Origin of the sequence: Paraburkholderia kirstenboschensis (assembly GCF_032806925.1) — a bacterium.
Lineage (GTDB): Bacteria > Pseudomonadota > Gammaproteobacteria > Burkholderiales > Burkholderiaceae > Paraburkholderia > Paraburkholderia kirstenboschensis.
The window spans coordinates 2,526,403-2,551,791 of the sequence record NZ_CP136513.1 but is presented as its reverse complement, the minus strand read 5'-3'; the positions used below and the strand labels follow the sequence as shown (position 1 = coordinate 2,551,791).

The 25,389-nt window shown below is 62.6% G+C and carries 25 protein-coding genes; 14 read left to right on the top strand and 11 right to left on the bottom strand.

From position 1 onward, the window contains the following. Positions 1–14 precede the first annotated feature (14 nt). Positions 15–1,205, bottom strand: coding sequence for a class I SAM-dependent methyltransferase (locus tag RW095_RS34165; protein WP_317020235.1), 1,191 nt, complete (start codon positions 1,203–1,205; stop codon positions 15–17). Between the two features lie 13 nt (positions 1,206–1,218). Here RW095_RS34165 and RW095_RS34160 point away from each other — a divergent pair, with 13 nt between their 5' ends. The 5 genes from RW095_RS34160 (at position 1,219) to glmS (ending at position 6,842) form a co-directional block, all read left to right on the top strand. Next, positions 1,219–2,037, top strand: coding sequence for an SDR family oxidoreductase (locus RW095_RS34160; RefSeq protein ID WP_317020234.1), 819 nt, complete (start codon positions 1,219–1,221; stop codon positions 2,035–2,037). Positions 2,038–2,102: 65 nt separating this feature from the next. After that, positions 2,103–2,498, top strand: a complete 396-nt coding sequence (locus tag RW095_RS34155) for a dihydroneopterin aldolase (RefSeq protein ID WP_128589190.1) — start codon at positions 2,103–2,105, stop codon at positions 2,496–2,498. Between the two features lie 3 nt (positions 2,499–2,501). Next, positions 2,502–3,476 (top strand): tRNA 2-thiocytidine(32) synthetase TtcA, encoded by a 975-nt coding sequence (ttcA, locus tag RW095_RS34150; protein WP_317020233.1) that lies wholly within the window; start codon positions 2,502–2,504, stop codon positions 3,474–3,476. 128 nt (positions 3,477–3,604) lie between these two features. Beyond that, positions 3,605–4,966, top strand: a complete 1,362-nt coding sequence (glmU, locus tag RW095_RS34145) for a bifunctional UDP-N-acetylglucosamine diphosphorylase/glucosamine-1-phosphate N-acetyltransferase GlmU (RefSeq protein WP_317020232.1) — start codon at positions 3,605–3,607, stop codon at positions 4,964–4,966. Between the two features lie 58 nt (positions 4,967–5,024). Next, complete coding sequence (gene glmS / locus RW095_RS34140) at positions 5,025–6,842, top strand: glutamine--fructose-6-phosphate transaminase (isomerizing) (protein WP_317020231.1); 1,818 nt, start codon at positions 5,025–5,027, stop codon at positions 6,840–6,842. 141 nt (positions 6,843–6,983) lie between these two features. On the opposite strand, the gene RW095_RS34135 is transcribed toward glmS, so the two are convergent. Continuing rightward, a complete protein-coding gene (locus RW095_RS34135; protein ID WP_128588731.1) occupies positions 6,984–7,244 on the bottom strand; it encodes a DUF6723 family protein in 261 nt (86 codons plus the stop codon). 322 nt (positions 7,245–7,566) lie between these two features. Here RW095_RS34135 and RW095_RS34130 point away from each other — a divergent pair, with 322 nt between their 5' ends. The 5 genes from RW095_RS34130 to RW095_RS34110 all read left to right on the top strand — a co-directional run bounded on the left by RW095_RS34130 (position 7,567) and on the right by RW095_RS34110 (position 11,586). Then, on the top strand, positions 7,567–8,223 hold the full coding sequence (locus tag RW095_RS34130) for a lytic transglycosylase domain-containing protein (RefSeq protein ID WP_317020230.1): 657 nt from the start codon (positions 7,567–7,569) through the stop codon (positions 8,221–8,223). 210 nt (positions 8,224–8,433) lie between these two features. Beyond that, entirely contained in the window at positions 8,434–9,120 is a 687-nt protein-coding gene (locus tag RW095_RS34125; protein ID WP_317020229.1) for a DUF2242 domain-containing protein, read from the top strand. 790 nt (positions 9,121–9,910) lie between these two features. Then, the gene (locus RW095_RS34120; RefSeq protein ID WP_317020228.1) at positions 9,911–10,162 is read left to right on the top strand and encodes a hypothetical protein; all 252 of its coding nucleotides are present in this window, start codon (positions 9,911–9,913) and stop codon (positions 10,160–10,162) included. A gap of 235 nt (positions 10,163–10,397) precedes the next feature. Next, positions 10,398–11,150, top strand: a complete 753-nt coding sequence (locus RW095_RS34115; protein ID WP_317020227.1) for an IclR family transcriptional regulator domain-containing protein — start codon at positions 10,398–10,400, stop codon at positions 11,148–11,150. Positions 11,151–11,373: 223 nt separating this feature from the next. Continuing rightward, entirely contained in the window at positions 11,374–11,586 is a 213-nt protein-coding gene (locus RW095_RS34110; protein ID WP_020070814.1) for a hypothetical protein, read from the top strand. Between the two features lie 217 nt (positions 11,587–11,803). Here RW095_RS34110 and RW095_RS34105 read toward each other — a convergent pair whose 3' ends face one another. Together RW095_RS34105 and RW095_RS34100 are read right to left on the bottom strand one after the other, a co-directional pair. Next, positions 11,804–12,082: a hypothetical protein gene (locus RW095_RS34105; protein WP_020070816.1), complete on the bottom strand. Its 279-nt coding sequence runs from the start codon at positions 12,080–12,082 to the stop codon at positions 11,804–11,806. Positions 12,083–12,161: 79 nt separating this feature from the next. Next, complete coding sequence (locus RW095_RS34100; protein ID WP_317020226.1) at positions 12,162–12,950, bottom strand: Mut7-C RNAse domain-containing protein; 789 nt, start codon at positions 12,948–12,950, stop codon at positions 12,162–12,164. A gap of 135 nt (positions 12,951–13,085) precedes the next feature. Here RW095_RS34100 and RW095_RS34095 point away from each other — a divergent pair, with 135 nt between their 5' ends. Together RW095_RS34095 and RW095_RS34090 are read left to right on the top strand one after the other, a co-directional pair. Then, positions 13,086–13,955, top strand: a complete 870-nt coding sequence (locus tag RW095_RS34095) for an NAD(P)-dependent oxidoreductase (RefSeq protein ID WP_317020225.1) — start codon at positions 13,086–13,088, stop codon at positions 13,953–13,955. A 68-nt stretch (positions 13,956–14,023) separates the two neighbouring features. Further along, positions 14,024–14,671 (top strand): LysE family translocator, encoded by a 648-nt coding sequence (locus RW095_RS34090; RefSeq protein ID WP_128588717.1) that lies wholly within the window; start codon positions 14,024–14,026, stop codon positions 14,669–14,671. Between the two features lie 254 nt (positions 14,672–14,925). On the opposite strand, the gene RW095_RS34085 is transcribed toward RW095_RS34090, so the two are convergent. From RW095_RS34085 to RW095_RS34060, 6 genes are all read right to left on the bottom strand, one after another. After that, positions 14,926–15,750: an OmpW/AlkL family protein gene (locus tag RW095_RS34085; protein WP_317020224.1), complete on the bottom strand. Its 825-nt coding sequence runs from the start codon at positions 15,748–15,750 to the stop codon at positions 14,926–14,928. A gap of 176 nt (positions 15,751–15,926) precedes the next feature. Next, entirely contained in the window at positions 15,927–17,171 is a 1,245-nt protein-coding gene (locus tag RW095_RS34080; RefSeq protein WP_317020223.1) for a DUF2957 domain-containing protein, read from the bottom strand. 99 nt (positions 17,172–17,270) lie between these two features. Further along, on the bottom strand, positions 17,271–18,692 hold the full coding sequence (locus RW095_RS34075; protein WP_317020222.1) for a DUF2957 domain-containing protein: 1,422 nt from the start codon (positions 18,690–18,692) through the stop codon (positions 17,271–17,273). 490 nt (positions 18,693–19,182) lie between these two features. Then, positions 19,183–20,130 carry an N-acetyl-gamma-glutamyl-phosphate reductase gene (gene argC / locus RW095_RS34070; RefSeq protein WP_317020221.1) on the bottom strand — a complete coding sequence of 316 codons (948 nt, stop codon included), beginning with the start codon at positions 20,128–20,130 and terminating at the stop codon, positions 19,183–19,185. Positions 20,131–20,348: 218 nt separating this feature from the next. Continuing rightward, entirely contained in the window at positions 20,349–20,921 is a 573-nt protein-coding gene (locus RW095_RS34065) for a flavodoxin family protein (protein WP_317020220.1), read from the bottom strand. Between the two features lie 209 nt (positions 20,922–21,130). Further along, on the bottom strand, positions 21,131–21,733 hold the full coding sequence (locus tag RW095_RS34060) for a YbhB/YbcL family Raf kinase inhibitor-like protein (protein ID WP_317020219.1): 603 nt from the start codon (positions 21,731–21,733) through the stop codon (positions 21,131–21,133). A gap of 370 nt (positions 21,734–22,103) precedes the next feature. On the opposite strand from RW095_RS34060, the gene RW095_RS34055 reads away from it, so the two are divergent. Further along, positions 22,104–22,793: a response regulator gene (locus RW095_RS34055; protein ID WP_317020218.1), complete on the top strand. Its 690-nt coding sequence runs from the start codon at positions 22,104–22,106 to the stop codon at positions 22,791–22,793. A gap of 92 nt (positions 22,794–22,885) precedes the next feature. On the opposite strand, the gene RW095_RS34050 is transcribed toward RW095_RS34055, so the two are convergent. Then, positions 22,886–23,572, bottom strand: a complete 687-nt coding sequence (locus tag RW095_RS34050) for an orotate phosphoribosyltransferase (protein ID WP_128585320.1) — start codon at positions 23,570–23,572, stop codon at positions 22,886–22,888. A gap of 404 nt (positions 23,573–23,976) precedes the next feature. On the opposite strand from RW095_RS34050, the gene RW095_RS34045 reads away from it, so the two are divergent. Then, entirely contained in the window at positions 23,977–25,209 is a 1,233-nt protein-coding gene (locus RW095_RS34045; RefSeq protein ID WP_317020217.1) for an MFS transporter, read from the top strand. The last annotated feature ends 180 nt before the right edge of the window (positions 25,210–25,389 follow it).

Sequence of the window (25,389 nt, the reverse complement as noted above, 5' to 3'; positions counted from 1 at the left end):
CGAGTACCCCGGCATTACAGCGTGTGCGACCGGTCGCCGCTGGAAAACGCCTGCAGCGTGTCTTCCAGTCCGCGCGAGAACGCGATCACCTTGAACAGTTCGCCCATTTCGGCCTCCGACAACAGCTTTTGCACCGCGTTCGCCGCGGGCAGAAAGCGCGCTGTGTCGGCGGGATCGATTTCGGCTAACACGTCCGTAATGCCCGCGTTCAGCAGGAAGCGGGCTTGCGACGTGAACCCCAGCAGATCGGCGCCTGTTTCGACGCCCGCTTCGGCGATACCAGTGAATTCCACGTGCGCGGTAATGTCCTGCAAGCCCGGATAGACAAATGGATCGCCATGCGCGCGATGCCGGTAGTGGCACATCAGCGTGCCTTGCGCGCGCTGCGCATGATAGTACTCGTGACGCGGGAAACCGTAGTCGATGAAAAACGCCGCGCCGCGTGCGAGCATCGTGCAGACGGTACGCGTGAAGGCGCGTGCGGCGTCGTGCGTTTCGGCGAGGTAATCGCCGCCGGCCGTGTCGATCTCGGACAGCAATGCAACATCGGCGGATGCGGAAACCGGGCGGTCTTCGAATGCGAACCACCCGTCGCGCCATGCAACACCGCGTTCCTGCCAGGCGCCGTCGACGGAAGCGAAAAGCCGCACCGGCATCGCGTCCAACACTTCATTGCCGATCACCACGCCCTCGAAGCGCTCCGGCAATGCGTCGAGCCAGCGCACTTTGCCCGCGAGCGCGGGTGCGGCGGCTTCGATCGTTTCGCGCTGACGCTCGCGCAGTTCCCCCGACAGATCGACGATCGAATAGCTGTCGAATTCGGCGCCGAGCGCGGCGAGCGCGTTCAGCAGACCGGCCGCGAGTTTGCCGGTGCCGGCGCCGAACTCCATCACGTCGCGCGTGCCGCTTGCCTGCAGCGCTTCGGCGATGGGACGCGCCAGTGTTGCCGCGAACAGCGGCGATAGTTCGGGCGCCGTGACGAAGTCGCTACCGTCGTCGCCACGCAAGCCGAATTTGCGGGCGCCGCCGCTGTAGTAGCCGAGTCCGGGCGCGTACAGCGCGCGCTCCATATAGCGGTCGAACGGCAACCAGCCGCCGGCGTCTTCGAGCTCCGCTCGAATCAGCGCGACGAGCGCTTCGGACTGCGCGAGCGCGCTCTGGCCGGGAGCAGGTAAACTATCGGGTTGGTGAGCTTTCGGATTCATTCCCGCATTGTAAATGACCGCTTCTATGGACACCGCCGCCGCCCGCGCGCCTCAAACGCCGCGTGTCGTGCTGATTACCGGCGCAGCGCGCCGCATCGGACGCTCGCTCGCGCTCGGCTTTGCCGCGCGGGGCTGGGACGTGGCTGTCCATTACGGCGCGTCGCGCGGGGAAGCGGAAGAGGTGGTCGCCGAAATTGCGGGCATGGGCCGCCGGGCGGTGGCCTTGCATGCGGAACTGAGCGACGAGGCCCAGGTCGCGGCCCTGTTGCCGGCCTGCACCGCGGCGCTTGGACGGCCGGCGTGCATCGTCAACAATGCGTCGAGCTTCGAGGAAGACACGCCCCTCGACGTCGGCTACGAACTGCTGCTGAAGCTGACCGCGATCAACCTCGGCGCGCCGCTCGTGCTGGCCCGCATGTTGTTCGACGCGACGCCGCAAGCCGCGCTCGTCGACGAGACCCAGCGCAGCGTCGTGATCAACGTGTTGGACCAGAAGCTGTACAACATGAATCCGGATTACCTGTCGTATACGCTGTCGAAGGCGGCGTTGCAGACGGCCACGGTCGCGCTCGCGCAGGCGTTGGCGCCGAAAGTGCGCGTGGTGGGACTCGCGCCTGGTCTGACGATGCAATCAGCCGATCAGACGGCGGAGAATTTTGCGGCCGCTCACCGGGTGACGCCTTTGGGCCGTGCGTCGCGGCCGGAGGATATTGTTGCCGCCGCACTGTATCTCGCGGACGCAACCGGGGTCACAGGAACGACGCTGGTGGTCGACGGCGGGCAGCACCTCGTGCCGCTGCCGCGCGACGTGATGTTTTTAACGGGTTTTTAATGGTTTCTAGTGGGCGCCTGAAGTGCTCTTTGCGTGCCCCCACGCTCTTTTGGACTGGAACGAACATGTTTGCCGCTCTTTCGCATCCCCGGCTCGCCGATTGCCGCCGGCTCTTTCTGCGCAATTACGAAGTGCACATCAACATAGGCGTGCACGACTTCGAAAAGCGCGGCGAACAGCGCGTCGTGATCAACGTCGAACTGTTCGTGCCGCTCGCGCTGTCCACGCCGGTTGAGGACAAGCTGAACGAAGTGGTCGACTACGACTTCATGCGTTCGACCATTTCGCGCCGCGTCGAGCAAGGCCACATTCACTTGCAGGAAACGCTGTGCGACGACCTCGTCAAGACCATGCTCGAGCATCCGCAAGTGCGGGCCGCGCGCGTCTCGACCGAAAAGCCGGACGTTTATCCCGACTGCGACGCGGTGGGCGTCGAAGTTTTCCGCATCAAAGAGGATTGAGCCATGAATGCTCCGGAAATCATTGAGGACACCACGCCCGCGACCCGTCAGAAGTCGCCGCTCACGCGCCGCGAGCAGAAGGAAGCGTACGAGAACAACAAGCTCTTCAAGCGGCTCGCGCGCCAGGTGGGCGAGGCGATCGGCGATTTCAACATGATCGAGGACGGCGACAAGGTGATGGTCTGCCTGTCGGGCGGCAAGGACAGCTATGCGATGCTCGACGTGCTGATGCGGCTGCGCGAACGCGCGCCGATCAACTTCGACATCGTTGCGGTGAACCTCGACCAGAAGCAGCCCGGCTTTCCCGAGCATGTGTTGCCCGAGTATCTGAAGCAGCTCGACATACCGTTTCACATCGAAAATCAGGACACGTATAGCATCGTCAAGCGACTGGTGCCCGAGGGCAAGACCACCTGCTCGCTGTGTTCGCGGCTGCGGCGCGGCATTCTGTATCGTGTGGCGGGCGAGCTTGGCGCGACCAAGATCGCGCTCGGCCATCATCGCGACGACATTCTTCAAACGTTGCTGCTGAACATGTTCTACGGCGGCAAGCTGAAGGGCATGCCGCCCAAGCTGCAATCGGACGACGGCAAGAATATCGTGATCCGTCCGCTCGCCTACGTGAAGGAAACAGATCTGGAAAAGTACGCCGAGTTGCGTGAATTCCCGATCATTCCGTGCAATCTGTGCGGCAGCCAGCCGAATCTGAAACGCGCGGAAATGAAGGCGCTGATCCGTGATTGGGAAAAGCGCTTTCCGGGGCGCATCGAAAATATGTTCAACGCATTGTCGAATGTCGTGCCGTCGCACTTGATGGATCACAAGCTGTTTCCGTTCGCGGGCCTGCGCGCCACCGGCGAGGCCGATCCGCAAGGCGACATCGCGTTCGACGAAGAACCTTGCTCGACCGACGCCGATAATGGCGCACCGCTTGGCGCCGCGCGGCCGATCTCGATCGTCCAGTTCGACGATCTTTGATTCGAAGGCTCGCAAAAAAGGCGTCTGCGCGCGTCCTTTCGCTTGCAAAATGGCCGCTTTCGCGGTCATTTTGACAAGAGCGTGCGTGATAGAATCGTCGGCTCCGAACTCGTCTATATGCCGACGCCATGAACATCGTGATTTTGGCGGCAGGCACCGGTAAGCGCATGCGTTCCGCGCTTCCCAAGGTGCTCCATCCCCTGGCCGGCCGGCCGCTCCTCGCTCATGTCATCGAGACTGCACGCACACTGAAGCCCACGCGGCTCGTCGTGGTGATCGGTCACGGCGCCGAATTGGTCCGCGAAACCGTTGCCGCGCCCGACGTGCAGTTCGCCGTGCAAGAACAGCAACTCGGCACGGGCCACGCGGTGCAGCAGGCTTTGCCGCTTCTCGATCCGTCCGTGCCCACGCTCGTGCTCTACGGCGACGTGCCGCTCACGCGCGCAACCACGCTCCGGGCGCTGGTCGAGCGCGCGGGCCAGCATGGTTACGGCGTCCTGACGGTGACGCTTGCCGACCCGAGCGGCTACGGCCGCATCGTGCGCGATTCGCAGGGCAAGGTGTCCCGCATCGTCGAGCAGAAAGACGCAAACGCCGACCAGCTTCTGATTGCCGAGATCAACACAGGCATTATCGTTACACCCACCGAGCGTCTTTCGGGCTGGCTCGCCGCGCTGAGGAACGACAACGCGCAAGGCGAGTTCTATCTGACCGACGCGGTCGAAATGGCGATCGAAGCGGGCCTCGAAGTCGTCACCACGCAGCCTCAAGATGAATGGGAAACGCTCGGCGTGAACAGCAAGCAGCAGCTTGCCGAGCTGGAACGGATTCATCAGCGCAACGTGGCTGACGCGCTGCTCGTGTCCGGCGTGACGCTTGCCGATCCGGCGCGCGTGGACGTGCGCGGCACGCTGGAGTGCGGCCGCGATGTGTCGATCGACGTGAACTGCGTGTTCGAGGGCCGCGTAACGCTGGCTGATAACGTGACGATCGGGCCGAACTGCGTGATCCGCAATGCGACCATCGGCGCCGGTACGCGGGTCGATGCGTTCACGCATATCGAAGGCGCGGAAGTCGGCGCGAATGTCGTGCTCGGGCCTTATGCGCGGTTGCGCCCGGGCGCGTCGTTGCACGATGAATCGCATGTCGGCAATTTCGTGGAGGTAAAAAACGCGGTGCTCGGCCATGGCTCGAAAGCGAATCACCTCACGTATATCGGCGACTCGGATATCGGCGCGCGAGTGAACATCGGCGCGGGCACCATCACGTGCAATTACGACGGTGCCAACAAATTCCGCACGATCATCGAAGACGACGTATTCGTCGGTTCAGACACGCAACTGGTTGCGCCGGTGCGTGTGAAGCGGGGCGCGACGATCGCGGCGGGCACCACGGTCTGGAAGGACGTCGAAGCAGACGCGCTGGTCCTGAACGACAAGACGCAAACCAGCAAGACGGGCTACGTACGCCCGACTAAAAAGAAGAGTTGATGGAACGGCGCGGGGCGATGCGCCCCGCAAGCTTCCAGCACTGAACGAGGAACAGACCATGTGCGGCATTGTTGGCGCGGCAGCGCAACGTAATATCGTCCCCGTCCTGATCGAAGGACTGCGGCGCCTCGAATATCGCGGCTACGACTCATGCGGCGTGGCCGTGCTGGGCGAAGGCGGCCCGGCGCGCGCTCGCAGCGTGGCGCGCGTCGCCGATCTCGACGAGCAGGTACGCGACAGCCACCTGGGCGGCATCACAGGTATCGCCCATACGCGCTGGGCCACGCATGGCGCGCCGGTCACCGACAACGCTCACCCGATCTTTTCGAAAGATGCGCTCGCGTTGGTACACAACGGCATTATCGAAAACTACGAATCATTGCGTGAAATGCTGCGCGGCAAGGGTTACACGTTCGTCTCGCAGACCGACACAGAGGTTATCGCCCATCTGATTCATAGCCTGTATCGGGGCGATCTGTTTGCGGCTGTGCGCGAGGCGGTCGCGCAACTGCATGGCGCTTATGCGATCGCCGTGCTGCATAAGGACCAGCCGCATACCGTGGTGGGTGCGCGGCAGGGCTCGCCGCTCGTGGTGGGACTCGGCGACGGCGAGAACTTCCTTGCATCCGACGCGCTTGCGCTCGCGGGCAGCACGGAGCGCTTCATTTTTCTGGAAGAAGGCGATGTGTGCGAACTGACGCTCGAAGGCGTGCGTATTGCCGACCGCGAGGGCAACGAGGTGCGCCGCGAGGTGCGTCAGGTCGCGGCATACGGCGGCGCGGTGGAGCTTGGCCCGTACCGCCACTTCATGCAGAAGGAAATTTTCGAGCAGCCGCGCGCGATCTCCGACACGATCCCGCAATCGGATTCGTTCGATGCCTCGCTGTTCGGTGAGAATGCCGAGAGCGTGTTTGCGGACATCGACAATCTGCTGATCCTCGCGTGCGGCACGAGCTATTTCTCGGGACTCACCGCTAAATACTGGCTCGAGTCGATCGCAAAGATCCCGACGCAGGTAGAGATTGCGAGCGAGTATCGCTACCGCGAGTCGGTGCCTAATCCGAAGTCGCTCGTGGTCGTGATATCGCAGTCTGGCGAAACCGCGGACACGCTCGCGGCGCTCAAGCATGCGCAGGCGCTTGGGCATCGGCATACGCTCGCCGTGTGCAACGTCGGCACGAGCGCGATGGTGCGCCAAACGGAATTGGCGTTCCTCACGCATGCGGGCCGCGAGATCGGCGTTGCGTCGACAAAGGCGTTTACGACGCAACTGGTCGCGCTGTTCGTTCTGGCCGTCACGCTCGCGAAACAGCGCGGGCGCGTGAGCGCGGAGCAGGAAACCGAATACTTGCGGCAGCTTCGCCATTTGCCCGCCGCGTTGAACAGCGTGCTGGCGCTCGAGCCGCAGATCATCGCGTGGTCGGAAGAGTTTTCGCGCAAGGAACATGCGCTGTTCCTCGGCCGCGGCATGCACTATCCGATCGCGCTTGAAGGCGCGTTGAAGCTAAAGGAGATTTCCTACATTCACGCCGAGGCGTACCCGGCTGGCGAACTGAAGCACGGACCGCTTGCCCTCGTCACCGAGGCAATGCCCGTCGTGACCGTCGCACCAAACGACGCGTTGCTCGAGAAGCTCAAGTCGAACATCCAGGAAGTACGCGCGCGCGGCGGCCAGCTCTTTGTTTTCGCCGACGCGGATACGAAGATCGTCAACGACGAGGGCATCCATGTAATCCGGATGCCGGAGCACTACGGTCTGTTGTCGCCGATCCTGCACGTGGTGCCGCTGCAGTTGCTGGCGTATCACACGGCTTGCGCACGGGGTACGGACGTGGATAAGCCGCGGAATCTGGCGAAGTCGGTGACGGTGGAGTAAACGGGGTTTTGGTGGGGCTTTGTTGTTGTAGATTCAGATACTGCATCCAAGCAAAAGCGCCGGCTATGAGCCGGCGCTTTTTCGTTTGCACAACGTCGCCCTTGATTGCTACCTGCGAGACTCGTCGTCGCCCCATTGGGCTCATAGCTCCGGCCGGGCCAGGTCGGACAACGCGATGTGTTCGCCGTAGACCTGCGCGGCCGCGACCGCCTCCAGCTTCGTTGGATACGGGCCGAGTTCCGGTGCGCCATCGAACGGGAATAGCACACGGCCGTCGGTGGTTCGAACTACTTTCAATACGCCGTAGAAACGCCGGTAGCCCGCGAGCTTGGACGTCGCCGATATTTCGAAATCATCCTCCGATGCTGCGGGGACGCTGGGAATAAATGCGGTCTTGCTCATGCTGAGGACATCTCGTGTTCGATTAACCTGCGATTGTCGCGGACGGATGATCGCCGGCGACCGTCATTGTCTCAAATCCGCGGAAGTCAGGCTGTTTCGCGTTCCCCCCCCGTGCGGAGAGGAGCGCACAAGAGCGCGCATCTTCGCAACAACGGGTCGCCTTCAACGCGTAGACACGCAGCGCGACTTCGGCGGCGGGATTGCAGCGACGGCAAACCTCCCTTGTCCGCAGCATCTACGCTTGGAGTCCGCTTTTAACCAAACCGATGCCTATTTTTAAGGCAGGGTTATAATGCGCAAACTTTTTCCTCAGACCTATGCCATGAGTCGGTTACTTTGCCTGATACTGCTTTCGCTCGGCCTCGCCCAATCGGCGATGGCTGAGGAGAATGGTGACCGCATGTCCGCATATCTGACGCGGAAGTTCGGCCTCGCCAAGGAGAAGGCTGCAAAGATATCCGATGCAGTGCAATCCGCCGCATCGAAATATTCGCTGCCGCCGGCGCTGTTGCTGGCGATCATCTCGATCGAGTCACGCTTCAAGGAAAAGGCCAAGGGCGCCAATGGCGCGACGGGGCTGATGCAGGTCGTGCCAAGCGCTCATCGCGGACTTCTAAGAAACGTGAAGGATCTCACCGAGCCGACGGCAAATATCGAAGCCGGCTCCGCGATCCTGTACGGCTACATGCGCTCATCTAACGGCGATATGAACGCCGCGCTCAAGAGCTACGGCGGCTCGCAAGCGTACGCGCAGAAAGTCAGCATGCGTGCGGGCGATTTTGCCGGCGTCGCGACACCTCTAGACTCAGCCAAAAATCCGAGCGGCCGAACGGACTCCTGCGACGCCCGCTCCACGTCCGACGGTTGTGCGGCATCCAGCAACTGGTCCGATGCGTTCACTGTTCCGTCGCCCGTTGCTGGCGGCGCGGGCGCAAACGGCGCGGTAACGTCTGCGGCGCTTCCCACAGCGTCGAACTGAACGCCAACTCTTCTTTTCCCCAGGTTCGCCCTTTGCCGCAGCCGCGCTGTGCGGGGCGACGGTTGTCATCTCGCTAGATTCACGGTGAAAGACGGCGCAAGTGGCGCGTCGGCCGATTTGCTGCACGCTTTTTACGCACTGGCGACAACCGCTCTACAATGCGTTTCCTTTGCGATTTCTTTCGCATTCACGCAGCGTTTCTGATTGACCATGTTCATCTCGCTTTTAAAGACCACTGCGGCCTCGCTGTGCGGCCTGCTGATGCTCGCCGCTTGCAGCAGCGCGCCGACGCCCAAATTCCAGCAAGAGCTATTCGAAACCGGCGCGAGCCCATATGCGCGCAATTTCAACTCGAGCGTGACCGACACATGTGAGGCCGCGCGTCGAGCACTGTTGAGCCAGGGCTATCTGACGACGATGATCCGCAACGATACCGTCGACGGCACGAAGAACTTCCAGCCCACCGGCGATACCCACGTGGTCGTCGAATTTCATGTGGTATGCACGCCGGGCGAAGAGGCAAGCAGTAGCAGCATCGTCTATGTGAACGCCGTGCAGAACGGCTTCGCTTTGAAAAAGAGCGACACGTCGGCGAGTGTCGGATTGAGCGTGCTCGGTTCGCTGTCGCTGCCAATCCGCTCGAACAGCGACGCTATGGTGAAGATTTCCAGCGAGACGATTCCCTCTGGCAAGTTCTACGACCGTTTCTTTGGTCTCGTCGGCCACTATCTGCAGACCGTGGTACGCACTCAGCCTGTCGTCAATGACCGTATCGAGACGCACCTGCTGCCGGTGCCGGTCGAGGCAGCGGCGCCTCTGCCTGCGCCGGAAATGCCGGACCCGATCGGCAAAGCCGCTTCTGTGCAACCGGCCAGCGAAGCGGCCTCGGTACGTTGAGTTCTAGCGAAGGTGTCGGGGCTGCGACCAATCGATGCGCGCGCAGCCCGCAAACAGCGCGCAGCCCAGTTTTCCTATGTCTTTAACTTAAGACGTATACATATGTAGTAGTAGTTAACAAGGGTTAGTCCCGTCTGTGGATAACCTCTAATTCTTCCGTTAGATCAAAGTAATGCGGTCGCGATAACCGTGGGGGACCGCGCTGTAGAAAATCTACAAGCTCGGGATAACTTTCCCTGCTGGCGACGCCCCATCCGTTTTATCAAGATTTCGCGCACAGGCTGTTCCATGCGCTATCCCGACGTTATGCATAGGCCGCTGTGGATAAGTGGTGAACCGCCAGGCTATGCCAGGCTGCGCGCGGGGCTACCCCTCCTACCGCTGATGGCTCGCGAGCGTACAGATCGCACACACAGTCGCGCGCAAATTGAGGCAGACGGAACGAAGCTTGCGTGTCTCTTTCTGCAGCGCGACCGTTGCTATTTAGTCAAAACGGGTTGGTAAATGCCCGATCCGGGCATAGAGTTAAAGTGGTTTCTGAGGTTCTTGGTGCAGTGCGGGGGTGTCGGATGAAACGCAGAACAGCACGACAGTTGGTCCGTCTTCTATCGGATATCAGACATGCTGCCCATTGCAGCACGTTGCGGGCGGCGGCCACGAACCGGGAAATCGCGCTTGCATCGGCCGAGCGCGACCGGGGCCTGGGCGAAAGTCACGAACGCGACGAAGGCGACGAAAGCGCCGACACGACCCGTGAGGTCCGCGAGACCAAGCCTGCCCGGAGCGGATCATGAGAGCGGCGAGCGAACAATCGTTGCGTTTTCTCGTCGAGAAATGGCTGGCGCCGGCGCCTTCTGAGGCCTTGCACGTCACCGAATTCAGCCGTACGCGTGTCGGCGGCCGGCGCTACGTGCGCGTGGAGACATCGGCGCAATCCGGCTCGCGCGGACTCTTCTTCTTCCGTCACGACGACGGATGCTGGTGCGTATTCCCGCCCACCGGCGACGCCAGGCACATGTACGGACATCCGCGCGCCGCTTGACGGCGCTCAGCCGGACGCCTTCTCCATCGTGTTATTGCGCGTTCCGCTGCTCGAAAGGCGCCAGTCCATTTGACCGCAAGCCTAACCATCGCCTGATCCGACGCCCCCGCGCGCGATAGTCGCGCAAGACTGTGGCGGCTTCGGGCACAATTACGCGACGAGCCGCGCCAGTGGCGTAAGCAGCAAAGAGCCGACAGCAGGGCCTTCGCTCGCAGCCCGAATTCCAGGCAACCCGATGGACGACAAAGACTGGATCGCCGGCGCCGCGAAAGCGCTCGCGATCATCGAGGCATTCGACGAAGAGCACGCCCGCATGACGCCGACCGCGGTGGCCGGACGCGCGGGTCTTTCGCGCACGGCGGCGCGCCGCTATTTGCTGACGCTGCGCGAACTCGGCTACGTCGACACCGACGGCAAGCTCTTCTGGCTCGCGCCACGCGTGCTGCGGTTAGGGCAGTCCTATCTCGACTCTGCGCGCTTGCCGCGCACGGTGCAGCCGTTCCTCCAACGTATTACGGCGACGCTTCAGGAGACGGCGCTCGTCGCAATTCTCGACGAACACGACGTTGTCTACGTCGCCCGTAACGGTGTGAACCGGGCGATGGCGGTCGGCTTTGTGCTCGGCTCGCGCGCGCCGGCGCCGTTATCGTCGGCGGGATTGGTGTTGCTGGCGTTCCAGGCGCCGGAGAACATCGAACCATGGCTCGCGTCGTATCCGATCAAGGTGTTCACGCCGCACACATACTCCACCATCGAGCGGCTTCGCGAAGTGCTCGGCGAGATCCGGCGCAACGGTTATGTGGTCACCGACCAGCAACTGGAACTCGGTGTGCGCGGCGTCGCAGTGCCGCTGCGCGACCGGCATGGCACGGTCGTCGCGGCGATTAGCGTGAGCATGCCGATCGGTCAGGAGTCAGCGAACGCCGCGCTGCACCGCGTTCTGCCGACGCTGCTCGAAACCGCGAGTCTGCTACGCAACCTGGTGTAGCGAGACCTAGGTGATGTCCCTGGTATCGGGCGTTTGTGAGTGAAAGCGGCTCGAAAGCAAGCTGTCTCCCGGAAAATACATATCCCGTTTTGCGCATGACAAACCGCCTACGCCAGGTAATACTCTCCCGCGGGAAGCGGTATGGCGCCTGCAGCGCTGCCTGCTTCACCGCGCAGCTATTTCATTCACACTGACTCAGTCGTTGAGGTTTGGGGAACAACACATGAAAAAAGTTATCGTCTCGCTCGCAGCAGCATCGATCGCGCTGGTCTCGGTTCAAGCTTTCGCACAAGCATCGGACGCAGCCGCTCCGGCCGCTGCAGCTAGCGCACCGAAGAAGCATCACGTGAAGAAGCTGAAGACGCACGGCAAGCGCGCTCCGGTTGCTGCAGCAGCGTCGGCAGCCGGCACGAACGACAAGGGCACGCAGAACTAAGCAGGCGCCCCTTCGCCAGGCGAGCCGCTTCGCCTGCTGCACGCGCCGCGCGTTCGGCGCATGCCGTGCAGGTTCGATGCAGGCGTTGCAAGCAAAAAGGCCAGAGCTCCTGCTCTGGCCTTTTGTATTCCGGTCGCGTGCGTCACGGGTCTCAGCGATTCGCTGCGGTCTTCGTTGAGCGCACGCATGTCGCGCCGCGCATACGCCTTAGCGGTGTTTAGCCCGCGAGGCCGCGTTTGATCACTTCGTTCAGCAGTCCAGTCATGCCTTCAGGATGCGTCGCGGCGCGCTCTTTCAGCTCGGCAACCAGATCGCCGTTCAGCTTGCATGCGAACGCGACAAGACCTTGCGCCTGATCCAGTTTGCGCTGCTCCCGGCGATCCAGTTTCGGCTCCGCAGCCGAAGCCTTGCCGAAGCGTTCGGCGGTGGACTGCTTCATTGCATTGTTCAGCTTGAGTGCCTTGTTCTTTTCAAGGTCGGTCTTTTTCATCGCCATACGTCAGGCCTCTGCCAGATAAGTAATCCCGCATTGTACGCACCGCGCGTTGCGTCGCGCGAGCGAACGGCGTTGCGTGTCAAGGCGAGGCGGCGGACGCACCGGCATCACGCGCGTCGGAGTCGACCGGCGCTGCCGCCACGCTGTCCATCAGGGCGCGCATTCTTTGCCAGTGCGTGCCTTCCCAGAACACGCGGCGGCACACGTCGCAAGTGACAAACTGGTTATGCCGCTGCAGCACGCCGTCGGGCGCGCGGTCGCCGACTTCGTCACGTGCAATGCGCCGTAGCGGCGCGTTGCACATCAAACATAGACGGAACGGCTGTGCGCTGCCCGCCAGATCCAGCCGTTCGAACACTTCGCGTAATTGCTCGCGCGGCCGGAGCGTGCGGACGTAGCAGCCATGCGTGATCGAGCGGCGTTTCAGTAGCTCGCGGTCGCGGGTGAGAACGATGCGGTCTTCAGCGGCGGCGAGTGCTTCGATATCGGCGTCGGGATAGTGGTTGTCGTAGAGCGTATCGAATCCCGCCAGCCGCAGCAGCGGCGCAAGGCCGCCAAGATGTGCGTCGGCGATGAAGCGCACCACGCGCAGCGGACGTTCGCGCACGCGCAGCAGCGGCCGGATGTCGAGCGCTTCGAACTTCGGATAGACGGCGACGCGGTCGCCTTCGGTGACAGGATGATTGAAACCCACCGACTCGCCATTCACCAGGATCAGTTCTACTTCGGTGTGCGGCACGCCGAGCGCTTCGATTGCGTGTTTCGTAGTGGCGTCGCGCGCGCATGCGTAAGCGAACGCTCGCCGGCGCAGCGGCCGGGCGAGAAAATCGTTCAGCTCCTCGTAGAAGCGGAAAGTCGCGGTGACCATCGCAGCAGTATCGCACCGTGCGCCATTGCGCGCCGCAGTGGCATGCCCCGGGTGCGTCCCGCCGTTTGCGTCGTTTTCCTGCATATGTCCCACGGGTGTGCTTTACTTCCAGTTCTTTAGAAGACGGAGCTTCAGATGGACATCGGTTTTATCGGTCTCGGCGAGATGGGCGCAGCGATGGTTGCAAACATCCTGAAAGCAGGGCATCAGGTACGTGTATGGAACCGCTCGCCGGAACGTGCGCAGCCTCTCGCAGACGCAGGCGCGCGAATCGTCGCGACGCCCGCCGAAGCATTCGCAGGCGACGCCGTGTTTTCAATGCTCGCCGACGATGCCGCGTTGCGCGAGGTCGTGACGGCATCGCTGCTGGAGCATGCGCCGCGCGGCCTGATTCACGTGAACATGGCGACGATCTCGGTTGCGCTCGCCGAGGAACTCGCGACCGCGCATGCGTCGCGCGGAGTCAACTACGTTGCCGCACCGGTGCTGGGTCGGCCGGACGTGGCCACCGCCGGCAAGCTGACGATCGTGGCCGGAGGGCCTGCGGAGTCGATCGACCGCGTGCAGCCCGTTTTCGACGCAATCGGGCAAAAGACCTGGCGCATCGGTTCGCTGCCGCAACAGGCGAACGTCATCAAGCTTGCCGCGAACTTCATGCTCGGCGCGGCTGTTGAGACGCTGGGTGAAGCTGCCGCGCTGGTGTCGGGGCATGGCCTCGCCATCCAGGATTTTCTCGACGTCATCACGAGCGGGATTTTCCCCGGACCGGTGTACGCGGGCTACGGCAAGATGATCGCGGAACACAGCTACGAGCCTGCGCTCTTCAAGGCGCGTCTGGGGCTGAAAGATCTGCGGCTTGCACTTGCCGCAGCCGACGCAGTCACGACGCCGCTGCCGATCGCGAGCGTCGTTCGAGACAGCCTGCTGGAGGCGGTCGCGCATGGCGACGGCGAGAAAGACTTCGCGGTGCTGGGCCAGGTGGCGGCCCGCCGGGCCGGCCGTTGACGAATGCGGCGCGCGGGCGGTGGCGCTTCACGTGCATAATAGCTGCCCAACCTTTTCCCGGTGATGCCATGAGTTTGCATACCTGGTGGCTGTTTGCCGCCACTGTCTTTGTCGTGTGCGCCATTCCCGGCCCGAACATGCTGCTCGTCATGACGCACGGCGCGAGACACGGCCTGCGCCGTACGGGGGCTACCATGGCGGGCTGTCTGTCGGCGCTTGTGCTGATGCTGGCGGTGTCGGCGGCGGGGCTCGGCGTGTTTCTCGAAGCGTGGCCGGCTCTCTTCAACGCGCTGCGTCTGATCGGCGCGGCGTACCTGGTGTATCTGGGTATCAAGGCGTGGCGCGCGCCCGCTGACGAAACGGCCGCGACCGAGGCTGCGACTCCAGCCGATGAGCTGGCCGCAAAACCGGCTCGCTCGCCTTTCGCGCTGTTTCGCAACGGTTTTCTGGTAGCCAGCAGCAATCCGAAGGCGATTCTGTTCGCCGCAGCGCTGCTGCCGCAATTCATCGAGGCCTCGCTGCCCAAGCTGCCGCAGTTTGGCATTCTGGTGGCAACGTTCGCCGTTATCGAGGTCAGCTGGTATTTCGTCTACGCCGGATTCGGCACGCGCATCGGCAGCCGTCTGAAGAGCCGCAGTGTCGCGCGCATATTCAATCGCCTGACGGGCGGCGTTTTTGTCGGCTTTGGCGCGATGATGGCGTTAGTGCGGCATTGAAAGCGGCCTGCGGCCGAGCGTCCGCAAGCACATGTGGCAAAACCGCAACAAGAGGGGACAACCCTGATTTTGATGTTGCGTCGCACCAAACCATTTGCTATAGTTTGTCTTGTCTCCTCCATGTCTCCTCTGATATGGATTCAGCCCGCCAACTTAGGCGGGCTTTTTTTTGCCTCGAATGTCTTCTGTCCCCGCAAGCAAAAAAGCCGGCTTCTCCACACGGAGTCAGCCGGCTTGGGCGCGCGTCCCCCGGGTCAGAACTTATACGAGACCGCGAGGAAGGAGATGATCGGATCGGCCTTCAGCTCCGCTTTCGATACGCCCAGTTCCGTGCCGTCCGCCGCCTTGATGATTACCGACGACGTCGTCTTCAGCGGAATGTAAGTGACCGAGGCCACCAGGCCCCAATGTTCCGTGATGTTGTACGCGAGCCCCGCGTTGAACACCGGCGCCCACGAGGACGAAGCCTTCGCCGACACCTGTGTTTTGCCCGGCTTGCCCGCGCCCGCAGCGAGGATGGCGCCGAGGTTCTCCTGCGTCGATTGCACGAAGTTCGGGCTTAGCTGAATGTCCGAGAACCAGTTGTACGACACGCCGACGCCCACAAACGGCCTGAACTTGGCCGTCGGCGCATTGAAGTAGTACTGGAAGAGCAGCGCCGGGCTCCACTGGCGAACGCTCTTTACGATCGGATTCACCTGCGGATCGCCGATGTCCTGCTGCCCGAGCGCGCCGGCCGGCCCAGGCGGCTTGATCGTGCCGTGCCCGTAGATCTTGAACACCGGCGGCACGCCCGCCACCGTCGTCACGGCAATGTGGTCCGTCAGGTAATGGCTGAACACAAGACCGACCGTGTCGGCGTTATTCGTCGACAGACTCGTGCCTTGTGAGGTGAATGAACTCGGCAAGCTCAGCGGCGTGTTGATCGGCGTGGGCGCGACATGGGTGGTCAGCGGCGTGCTCGAATCCTGCGGCATGACGTGGAACCAGCCGAGCGCGGCGACGTTGTCGCCCGCATGTTGTGCGTGCGCACTGGCGGACAGACACGCGACGAGCATCGCAAGATAGATGTTTTTCATGTTGTTGCTCCTCCTTGGGCGATCGTCCGGCGCGAGGTGCGCGCGGTGAGCGTTGGCGGCAGCCGCGAGGCCGGCGCGCAGGATCGCCACCGCCCCCGGGGCCGCCGCGCTGCAAGAGCGGGCGGCGACCTGGGCGCGAAGGCCTCATTGCGTGCTGACGGCGCGGGGCGCGCCCGTTACTGAACGAAGGCGCCGATCGTGAAGTACGGCGAGGTCGCGTTGGTCAGATCCAGGTAGCCGAATACGCCGCCCGTGAAAATCATCTTTCCGGTCGCCGTATTGCCCGTGGATGCGCCGACATGCGTCGTCGTGACCACGCCCGGCACCGTCTGCGCGAAGTCGAGATTCAGCGCGGTGGCAAGCGAGGCCTGCGACGCGTTGAACGGGTCGAGCACCGTCGCCTGAGCGCCTTCGAGTGCGGTGGTGCGATAGTCGAACTGGCTATCCACGCCGATGTACTCGCCGTTCTGCGAGCTGACCGCTATCGGGCTTTGCGGCGAGAGAATCGAGATGCCCGATTCGTCGTCCGCGTACGGACCAAGCGCGCCGTTTTGCGGCACCGTGACAGAGGAGTTCGCCGCGCCGGTGCGCACGAGAATCGGCACCAACTGATTGCGCAGCTTGCCGACGATCATGTAGCCGCGAGCTTTCGGCGTGGTGGCGAGCGTGGGCTTTGCCTGTCCCTGGAAGTTATTGGTCTGGAACGCGCCGCTGCCGTCGGCTGCCGGCGTGAAGTTACTGCCCGGCTGCTGGCATTTGCCCGCGTTGACGCCCGAGTTGTCACACTCCGTCCACGTGCCGTCGGCGTTGATCGTGATCTTCGTATCCACGGCGACGGGCGCGAAATTTTGCGACGGCACCTGGTGGTAGCCAAGCTGGTTGTAGGTGCCGGCCACCTTCGCAAGGTCGGTTTCGATCGACGAAAACCCGATGAACGGGTAGTAGGGGAACTTGGTGTCCGGCACGGCGCCCACGCCGAGAATGCCGCCGAATGAGATTTCTGCACCGGGGATGGTGCCGCCCGCAACGCCCTCGCCGACGAAGATCCGTGCCGGCCGGTTCGGATCGAGGCTCGCGCCGTTCAGGCGGAACGCGCACTGGTTGAGCTTGTTGGTCGGCAGCAGCGTTTCCTGGGTCAGTGTGCCGCTCGCCACCTGGCCCGCACGCGTTGGGACGACGGTGCCCGTCGTCGCGGGAATCGGAGATTCGACGTAGGTCACCTGCCACGTCATCTTTGCGGTGTCGAGTTGAAGTTTGACCAGTTCGCCGTCACCGCCGCCGCCCGTGTACACCGTGCTGTAATCGAGCGACGCGGGACACAGTCGAACTTCTGTCATCGGTCCGTCGCCGCCGCCACCACCGCCGCATGCCGCCAGTAACGGTGCCGCAAGCGCGAGCACCAACAGGAATCTCCATTTCATACCGCCTCCAGAATTTTTTCGTTGTAGGTGGCCGGCTCCCAGTCCAGCCACCGCTTGCTCTTTTATGTCTCGTCATGCGAACTGCGTTTGCTTCACCCGCTACTTGCTGATTTGCGCTCCGATGCCGAAGTACGGCGTGCTGGGCGTGTCCGCGTTGGCCGACGTCGACGCGATGCCGTTGTTTTCCGCGCCTTGGATCTCGATTGCGTACAGACCGCCCGAAGCGATCGCGAGGCCGGTCTTGCCGTTGGTGTCCTGCACGCCGACGAGTCCGGGGCTCGCCAACCCGTAGCCGAGACCGAAGCCGCTTTCGGCCGCCGAGGTGCTCGGGTTGATGAACGTGCCGACCGCGCCCTGGACCAGCGTCGCCGTGTACTTGAAGTTCGAATCCGCGCCGACGTAACCGCCGTCGAAGCCGCCGGATGCGAGCGGTGTCGCCGCGGCGAGCATCGCGATACCGGACTCGTCGTCGACCTTGGCGTCGAGATGAAGCGGCGCCGTGCCCAGGTTGATGTAGCCGGTGCGCACGACGAGCGGCACGGGTGCGCCGTTCACCTGGCCTAGAATCATGTGCGCGGTCCCCGTCTTGCCGGTCGCGCCGACCACCGGAAGCCGGAACTGCTGCACGATCTGCGGCGCCTGCTGGCTGTCGAAGTAGCCGTTGCTGTTGAGCGTCAACGGGTTGCCGGTGGTCAGGCAGCCCCCGGCGTTGGGCGAGTAATTCGGGTTGGCCGTGTTGCTGCTCGTGCAGGTGCCGCTTGCGTCGAACGTTTCGACGGTGTTGGTCGCGACCGTCGAGTAGTTGCCCGACGGCGCCAAGTGGTACAGCAGGCCGTTGTAGGTGCCCGGCAGTTTCGTGATGTCGGTGGTCGTGCTCGCGAAGCCGAGGAACGGGTAAAAGTCGAAATGCCGGTTCGGCACCGCGCCGATGCCCGAGCCGATGAGCGGAATCGACAATCCGTCGAACTGGACCGTCGCGCCCGGAATGCCGCCGCCCGCCACGCCTTGGCCGACGAAGATCATCGGCGGATTGGGATTGTTGGCGAAGCCGGGCGTCGTGTAGGGCTGGCCGTCACCGGCCGCGGTGCCGGTGCCCGCACCGAGGATGAACGCGCAGCGCGTTTGCTCGGCGGTCGGCAGCGTGCCGGTGGGCGGGTGAATCACCGCGCCGGCGATCTGCGTGCCGGCGCGCGTGGGCGTGACCGTGCCGGTGCGCAGCGGAATCGGCGACTCGAGCCACTTCAGCGTGTAGGTCATCGCAGTGGCGTCGATATTGATCTGCACCACCTCACCGCTGCCGGCCCCGCCGAGGAACGTGCTTTTGAAGATGTCCCCAGTGGCCGGACAGAGCGCCGCCGCAATGCCGTTCGAAGCAGGCGGGCCTTGCACGCCGCAACTGGAACCTGAGCATTGCGGCGAGTTGATCGGGCCGGGATTATCGGATTTGCCGCCGCCGCAAGCGATAAGAAAAGGAGTCGTGGCAATGGCCATTGCCAGGCCTCGAATAATGGCGTCCGCCATGCTGTTGTCTCCCTTCATGTATTTGTGCGAGCTAATTTCGCTGCGGGATTAACGCCTGTCAATTGAATGAGCCGTCTAAAAAAGCCGATTCAAACAAAGGCATTTTGGCCATGCACGCGGTGGGTGGGCGCAAACGGCGCTTTTAAACAAAAACGTGAATTCGCCGCGAAAGGGCGACCCGTTGCTCGGCGGCACGCCCTTGCCAGGTAAGCCTCGGAGCAAAATGGCTCTATGATCTTCGAACGATCGTTCGACAAAAAATCCGGAGTTTCCCTATGCGGAAAAGTATGCTGATCGAGGGGCGGGCGGGGAAGAGTTACCTGAAAAAATGCACAGCGCGGGGTTTTGAAATTTTAATTGACGCGAGCTAATTGCGAATAACTGTAAATAATGTTTCTGCGGGTTGGTTTAAAACAAAAAAAGCCGGCCTTTAAAGACCGGCTTTCGCAAAGCTGACAAACATCAAATCGAAGCTGGCATTTTAACCTTGTTAGCGTTTCAAACCGCTTTCCTCTGGCGCGCCGATTGCCAGGTTCATGCACTGAATCGCCGCGCCGGAAGCGCCTTTGCCGAGGTTGTCGAGGCGGGCCACGGTCACGAAGCGCTCCGCCGTGCCAAACACGAACAGGTCCACGCGGTTCGTGTCGTTGTTCGCCTGTACGTCGAAGAAACCGCTGTCGAGGTTCGCTTCGGCGTCGAACGGCGCGACGCGCACGAACGCTTCACCCGCGTAGTACTCGGCGAGATGTGCCTGCACCTGTTGCGGCGTGGTCTTCTTCGCCAACTGGCGCGGCGAGAAGTAGGTGGTGACCGCGAGACCCTTGTAAAAGTCGCCGACGATCGGCGTGAATACCGGCGCCGACGTGAGCCCCGTGTGTGCCGCCATTTCCGGCAGATGCTTGTGCGTGAGGCCAAGCGCGTAAGGACGCGGGCTCTTGAGCTTCGCGTTACCGCCGGCTTCGTAGTCGGCAATCATTTTCTTGCCGCCGCCGCTGTAGCCGGTGATCGAATAAGCGTGCGCGTCGAACTCAGGCGCGACCACGCCCGCTTCGACGAGCGGGCGCATGGCCAGCACGAAAGCCGACGCGTGACAGCCGGGCACGGCGATACGTTTGGCCGTGCGCAGGCGCTCGCGCTGCGAACGGGCAAGTTCCGGCAGCCCGTAAGCCCAGTCTGCGGAGGTGCGGAACGCGGTGCTGGCATCGATCAGAACCGTGCGCTCGTTCTCGACGAGTGAAGCCGATTCGCGGGACGCAACGTCGGGCAGGCACAAAAACGTTACGTCCGACGCATTGATGAGACGGCGGCGCTCCTCGAGATCTTTGCGCTTCGCTTCGTCGATACGCAGAATCTCCACGTCGGCGCGCTGCGACAGGTATTCAAAAATCTTCAGGCCGGTCGTGCCTTCCTGTCCGTCGACAAAAACTTTCGTGCTCATCTCGATCTCACTGGCTTCTCTGGAAACGGCGCGCGAGGCCGCGCGAAAACGCCATTTTAAGACCTCATCGCCGTGCGCGTGCGCAGGCGCTGGAAAAGGGCGCAAAAACAGCAGAAAAACGACGATGCTCGCGCAAGGTGACAGCGGCGTGACCGAGGCGAGGCGGGGGCAGCCGGTGCCGTGCGACGGACCGGCTAATGCGGAGTTAATGCGGAGTATTAGCCAGCGGCGGATATCCAGCGAGCCGTCACCTGTGCCACGCGTGCGCCGAACAGGCGCGCCGTCTCGAGGTCACCTTCAGGCGGCGCCTCTTCCGGCGAAGCATCGGCCGGAGACTGCGTGAGCACGCCAGTAGAACCGCCGACGTAATTCAGGTCGTTGCGGGTCGCGGCCTTGGTGTTGGACGGCATCAGACCGGTGCCCACCCAGATCATGCCGTGCTGCATCGCGAGTGTGACGAAGTACTGGATGGTGAGGAACTTGTCGCCGTTCATCGTCGCCGAGTTGGTAAAGCCGGCCGCGATCTTGTCCTTCCAGGTTTGGCCGAACCACGGCTTCGAGCTCGCGTCGGCGAACCTCTTGAAGTCGGCGGACGGTCCGCCCATGTACGTCGGCGCGCCGAAGATGATCGCGTCCGCGGCGGCGAGTTCGGCCCACGCAGCTTCGTCGAGGTCGCCGACCGGCAGGAGCTTCGAGTCTGCGCCCGCCTCCTGCGTGCCGGCGAGCACCGACTCGGCGACTTTCTTCGTGTGGCCGTAGCCGCTGTGATAAACGATGACGATCTTCGACATGAGACGCTCCAAGCAAAGAAGAGGAATTGAACGACGCACGATGCCGATGCGTTGGCGACCCGATGCAGCGCCGGTGACACCAAGGTGTGCAGCCTAACAGCACATAAACGTGCGCGGATCACGGAACTTACGCGCGACGTCGGTTACGCATGCAAGCCATGCGCCAATCAGCGTCCCGAGCGGCGCGGACAGCTTCGACGCGTGTCGCGCTATCGACCGTAGTTGACCACCACCCTCGCGCTGCCGAGCGCGGCCGTGCCAATCTCGTGATCGAACATCAGCGCGGGGCGACCTTGCGCGAGGCGCAAGTCGGCGGTGTTCAATGCATACACCGTAATCACATAGCGGTGCGGTTTGCCGGGCGGAGGGCAGGGGCCGCCATAGCCGTCCGTGTCGAAGTCGTTGCGGGCTTCCACCGCTCCGAGTTTCCTGAGAAAGCCGGAAGCGCTCGCGTTCTCGGGCAGGCTCACGACAGTCGCCGGGATGCCCGCGACGGCCCAGTGCCACCAGCCGCGGCCAGGGGCATCGGGATCGGTCATGGTGATGGCAAAACCGCGTGTTCCGGGCGGCGCGTCACGCCAGGTCAATTGCGGTGAGCGGTTACCGCCCTTGCAGTCGCCCTGATCGAAAACTTGCGGAATAGCGAACGTGCCGCCGGCCCGGAAGCTGGCACTTGTTAGTGAGAACGCACCCTGGGCGAGAGCGCGTGGCTGCTGCGCAAGCCAGAGCGCGAGGCCCAGCGTGGCGCAGACAAAGAACGGCGTGCGACGAAACGGTGAAGCGTACGAAACAACCAGGCAACGCAAGCGCATGTGCCGGTTCTCCTGTGTCGACCAGAGTGGCGCCTTAAGTGTCGGTGAGATCGGAGCTTCAGCACCTACTCGACCTCATGCAAAGCGCTTACTCAGATCCTATGCAGCACAAGGTTGCTGCGAGGGCGCGAGGCGGTAGTCTCGCGCTGATTATTGTCCCTATTTTGTGCCCCAAGGTCGAATCAAGTCTAACATTAGCTCTACGATGCATCATTGTTGTGCCTAACCGGATTGCGGGCCTAAAAATGGGCTATAGTCGGAAGAATTTTCGCGTGCGCTGGCCCGTGTTCCTATTCGGTAGCGTTAAACATTAAGAATAAAAAGAATGTCTGAAGTTTTGGAGAGGGGTTTTCCTGTCGAGGTACGGGCAATGCAAGACGTAGTCAAGGTCGTCATCGCCGACGATCATCCAGTAATCCTATTCGGCGCAGAACAGGCTTTGCTCAAGTTTCCCGGAATGCAGGTGGTCGCGCGTGCGCGGCAGTCGACGGAACTGATCAAAGTGCTGCAAACGGTTGAGTGCGACGTGCTCGTGACCGACCTCGCAATGCCGGGCGGCCAGTTCGGCGACGGTTTGCCGTTGATCGGCTACCTGCGGCGCAACTTTGCCAAGGTTCCCATCGTCGTTCTGACGATGCTGGAGAACGCCGCGCTGCTGCAACGCTTGCGAGAGCTCGGCGTGACGTCGGTTGTGAACAAGTCGGACGACCTGAGCCACATCGGGCTCGCGGTGCAGCACGTGGCCCGCAGCCTCGAATACATGAGCCCGTCGGTCAAGGCGTCGCTCGACGCGTTGCGCATGAATGCCGGCGGCAAGAGCGACGAGGTGATGTTATCGAGGCGCGAGCTGGAAGTCGTGCGGCTCTTCGTGTCGGGAATGACCATCAAGGAAATCTCCGAGCAGCTGAATCGCAGCATCAAGACGATCAGCACACAGAAGAACACGGCGATGCGCAAGCTCGGCATTGACCGCGATTCCGAGTTGTTCCAGTACGCGCAAAGCAACGGCTTGTTGAATTTGTCGTCGCATTCGGTGGAAAATAACGGCGACCCGCCTTAACTGTTCGCAGCTATTTTTTGCCGCAAAAAGTTAAAAGGCCGCCTGTGCAAAACAGGCGGCCTTTTTATTCGTGCGGTATTTCGCAGTGACGCTTACTGGGGCGTCGACGTTGCGCCGCCGTGCGCTGCCGACCATTCAGCCGGCGCGTGCAGGAATTTTTCGACTTCGTCGAGCGTCTTCGTGTCGAAGTACTTGTTTTCCTTGGCGACGCGTAGCACGTCCCACCACGTAGCCAGCGCGTGCAGATCGACGTCGATGTCTTTCAGCACTGAGACGCTTTCTTTGAAGATGTTGTAGTGGAACAGCACGAAGCAGTGATTCACCGTCGCGCCCGCGGTGCGCAGCGCGTTGATGAAGTTGATCTTGCTGCGGCTGTCGGTAGTCAGGTCTTCGACGAGCAGTACACGCTGACCTTCGGTCAACAGACCTTCGATCTGCGCATTGCGGCCAAAGCCCTTCGGCTTCTTGCGCACATATTGCATCGGCACCATGAGGCGGTCGGACAGCCATGCCGCGAACGGAATGCCGGCGGTTTCGCCGCCCGCCACCGCGTCGATCTGCTCGTAACCCACGTCGCGCAGAATGGTGCTTTCCGCCATTTCCATCAGGCCGCGGCGAACACGCGGGTAGGAGATGAGCTTGCGGCAATCGATATAAACCGGGCTCGCCCAGCCGGACGTGAAAATGTACGGTTTCTCCGCGTTGAAGTGCACTGCCTGTACTTCGAGCAACATCTTGGCGGTGGTGTCGGAGATCGTCTGGCGATCGAAGCCTGTCATGGGCGGATCCTTGGGTATGAGCGGGAGAAGCGGGCGCTAAGCCCGGTGGCGCAGCAAGCGGGATATGCCGCGCCGTACTGGGCGGAATATGCAGCCGGCCAGTGGATGCCGGCCGGTTTTTGCTGCGCGCGTAGGCCGACATTTTACCCGAAACGGACCCTTCCGAGGAGGCTGTCGCGCGCGGCCGCCGTGAACTGCAGCAGCCGCTGCTGCCCTGGAAGCGCCCGGCAGGCGTTGGGCGGCAAGGCTTGGCGCGGCATTCGCCTGACGTCGCGGCATGCTCTCGCGCTTGACGAATTAGCTTTTTGGCTAGCTTGTGAGCGGCTTTGCCCGCGTTTACACTCACGCGAATTTCTCGGGCGCCGGCCGCCGCCGCCCTCCCGCCGAACTACGGATTGCTTCCCATGACGCCCGCTTCCTCCGCCGCCGACAGTCCCGCTACCGCCCGGAACGGTTACGCCGCCCGTGCGTTGATTGCATCGGTGCTCGGCTATGCGATGGACGGCTTCGATCTGCTGATCCTCGGTTTCATGCTGCCTGTGATCGCCGCGGACCTCCACCTCAGTTCTGCGCAGGCCGGCTCACTCGTCACGTGGACGTTGATCGGCGCGGTAGCTGGCGGTTTGATCTTCGGCGTGCTGAGCGACTATTTCGGCCGTGTGCGCATGCTCACGTGGACCATCCTGGTGTTCGCGGTTTTCACCGGTCTGTGTGCGCTCGCGCAGGGCTATACCGACCTGCTCGCGTACCGGACCATTGCGGGTATCGGGCTTGGCGGGGAGTTCGGCATCGGCATGACGCTCGTGGCCGAAGCTTGGCCGGCGTCGCAGCGCGCGCGAGTGTCGTCGTATGTGGGCCTCGGGTGGCAACTGGGCGTACTGGCGGCCGCGTTGCTGACGCCGCTTCTGTTGCCGCTCATCGGCTGGCGCGGCATGTTCGCGCTGGGGCTGCTGCCTGCCGTGGTGTCGTTCTTCGTGCGGCGGCGCGTCGAGGAGCCCGCGCTCTTCACCGAGCGCGTCGCGCGCGGTATGCGCAAGCTACCGCTGAAACTGCTGATAGCCGACGCACGCACGGCGCGCGCGAGCCTCGGTGTGGCGATACTGTGCTCGGTGCAGAACTTCGGCTACTACGGGCTGATGATCTGGCTGCCGAGCTACCTGTCGAAGACCTTTGGCTATTCGCTGACGAAATCGGGAGTCTGGACGGCGGCCACGGTCGTCGGCATGGCGTGCGGCATCTGGCTGTTCGGCATCGCCGCCGACCGTTTCGGCCGCAAGCCGGCGTTTCTGTTCTATCAGGTGGGCGCGGTCGTAATGGTTTTCGTCTACGCGCATCTCACTAGCCCAGCGGCGCTGTTGATCGGCGGCGCGGCGATGGGCGTGTTTGTCAACGGAATGATTGGCGGCTACGGCGCGTTGATCTCCGAGCTTTATCCCACCGATGCGCGCGCGACCGCGCAGAACGTGCTCTTCAATATCGGCCGGGCGGTGGGCGGCTTTGGGCCCGTGGCGGTGGGCGCGCTGGCCGCGCGCTATTCGTTTGGGGCCGCGCTGCTGGCGCTCGCGTCGATCTATCTGCTCGATGTGCTGGCAACGCTCTTCCTGATCCCGGAACGGCGCGGCGCCGAGCTTGAATGAGCCTGCTGCTGCGCCAACGCAAATGCGGCGCCGCAGCATAACTGGCGGGGCGTTTCGCCGATGGAGAGCAGCGTTAACCAGTCAGTGCATCGACTCCTGCGCGGTGTACACTAACCGACCCGCATAGCACTCCGCACCGTCCTGCCCTCCGCCGAGGTCCGACGCCGCGCCTAACCGGCG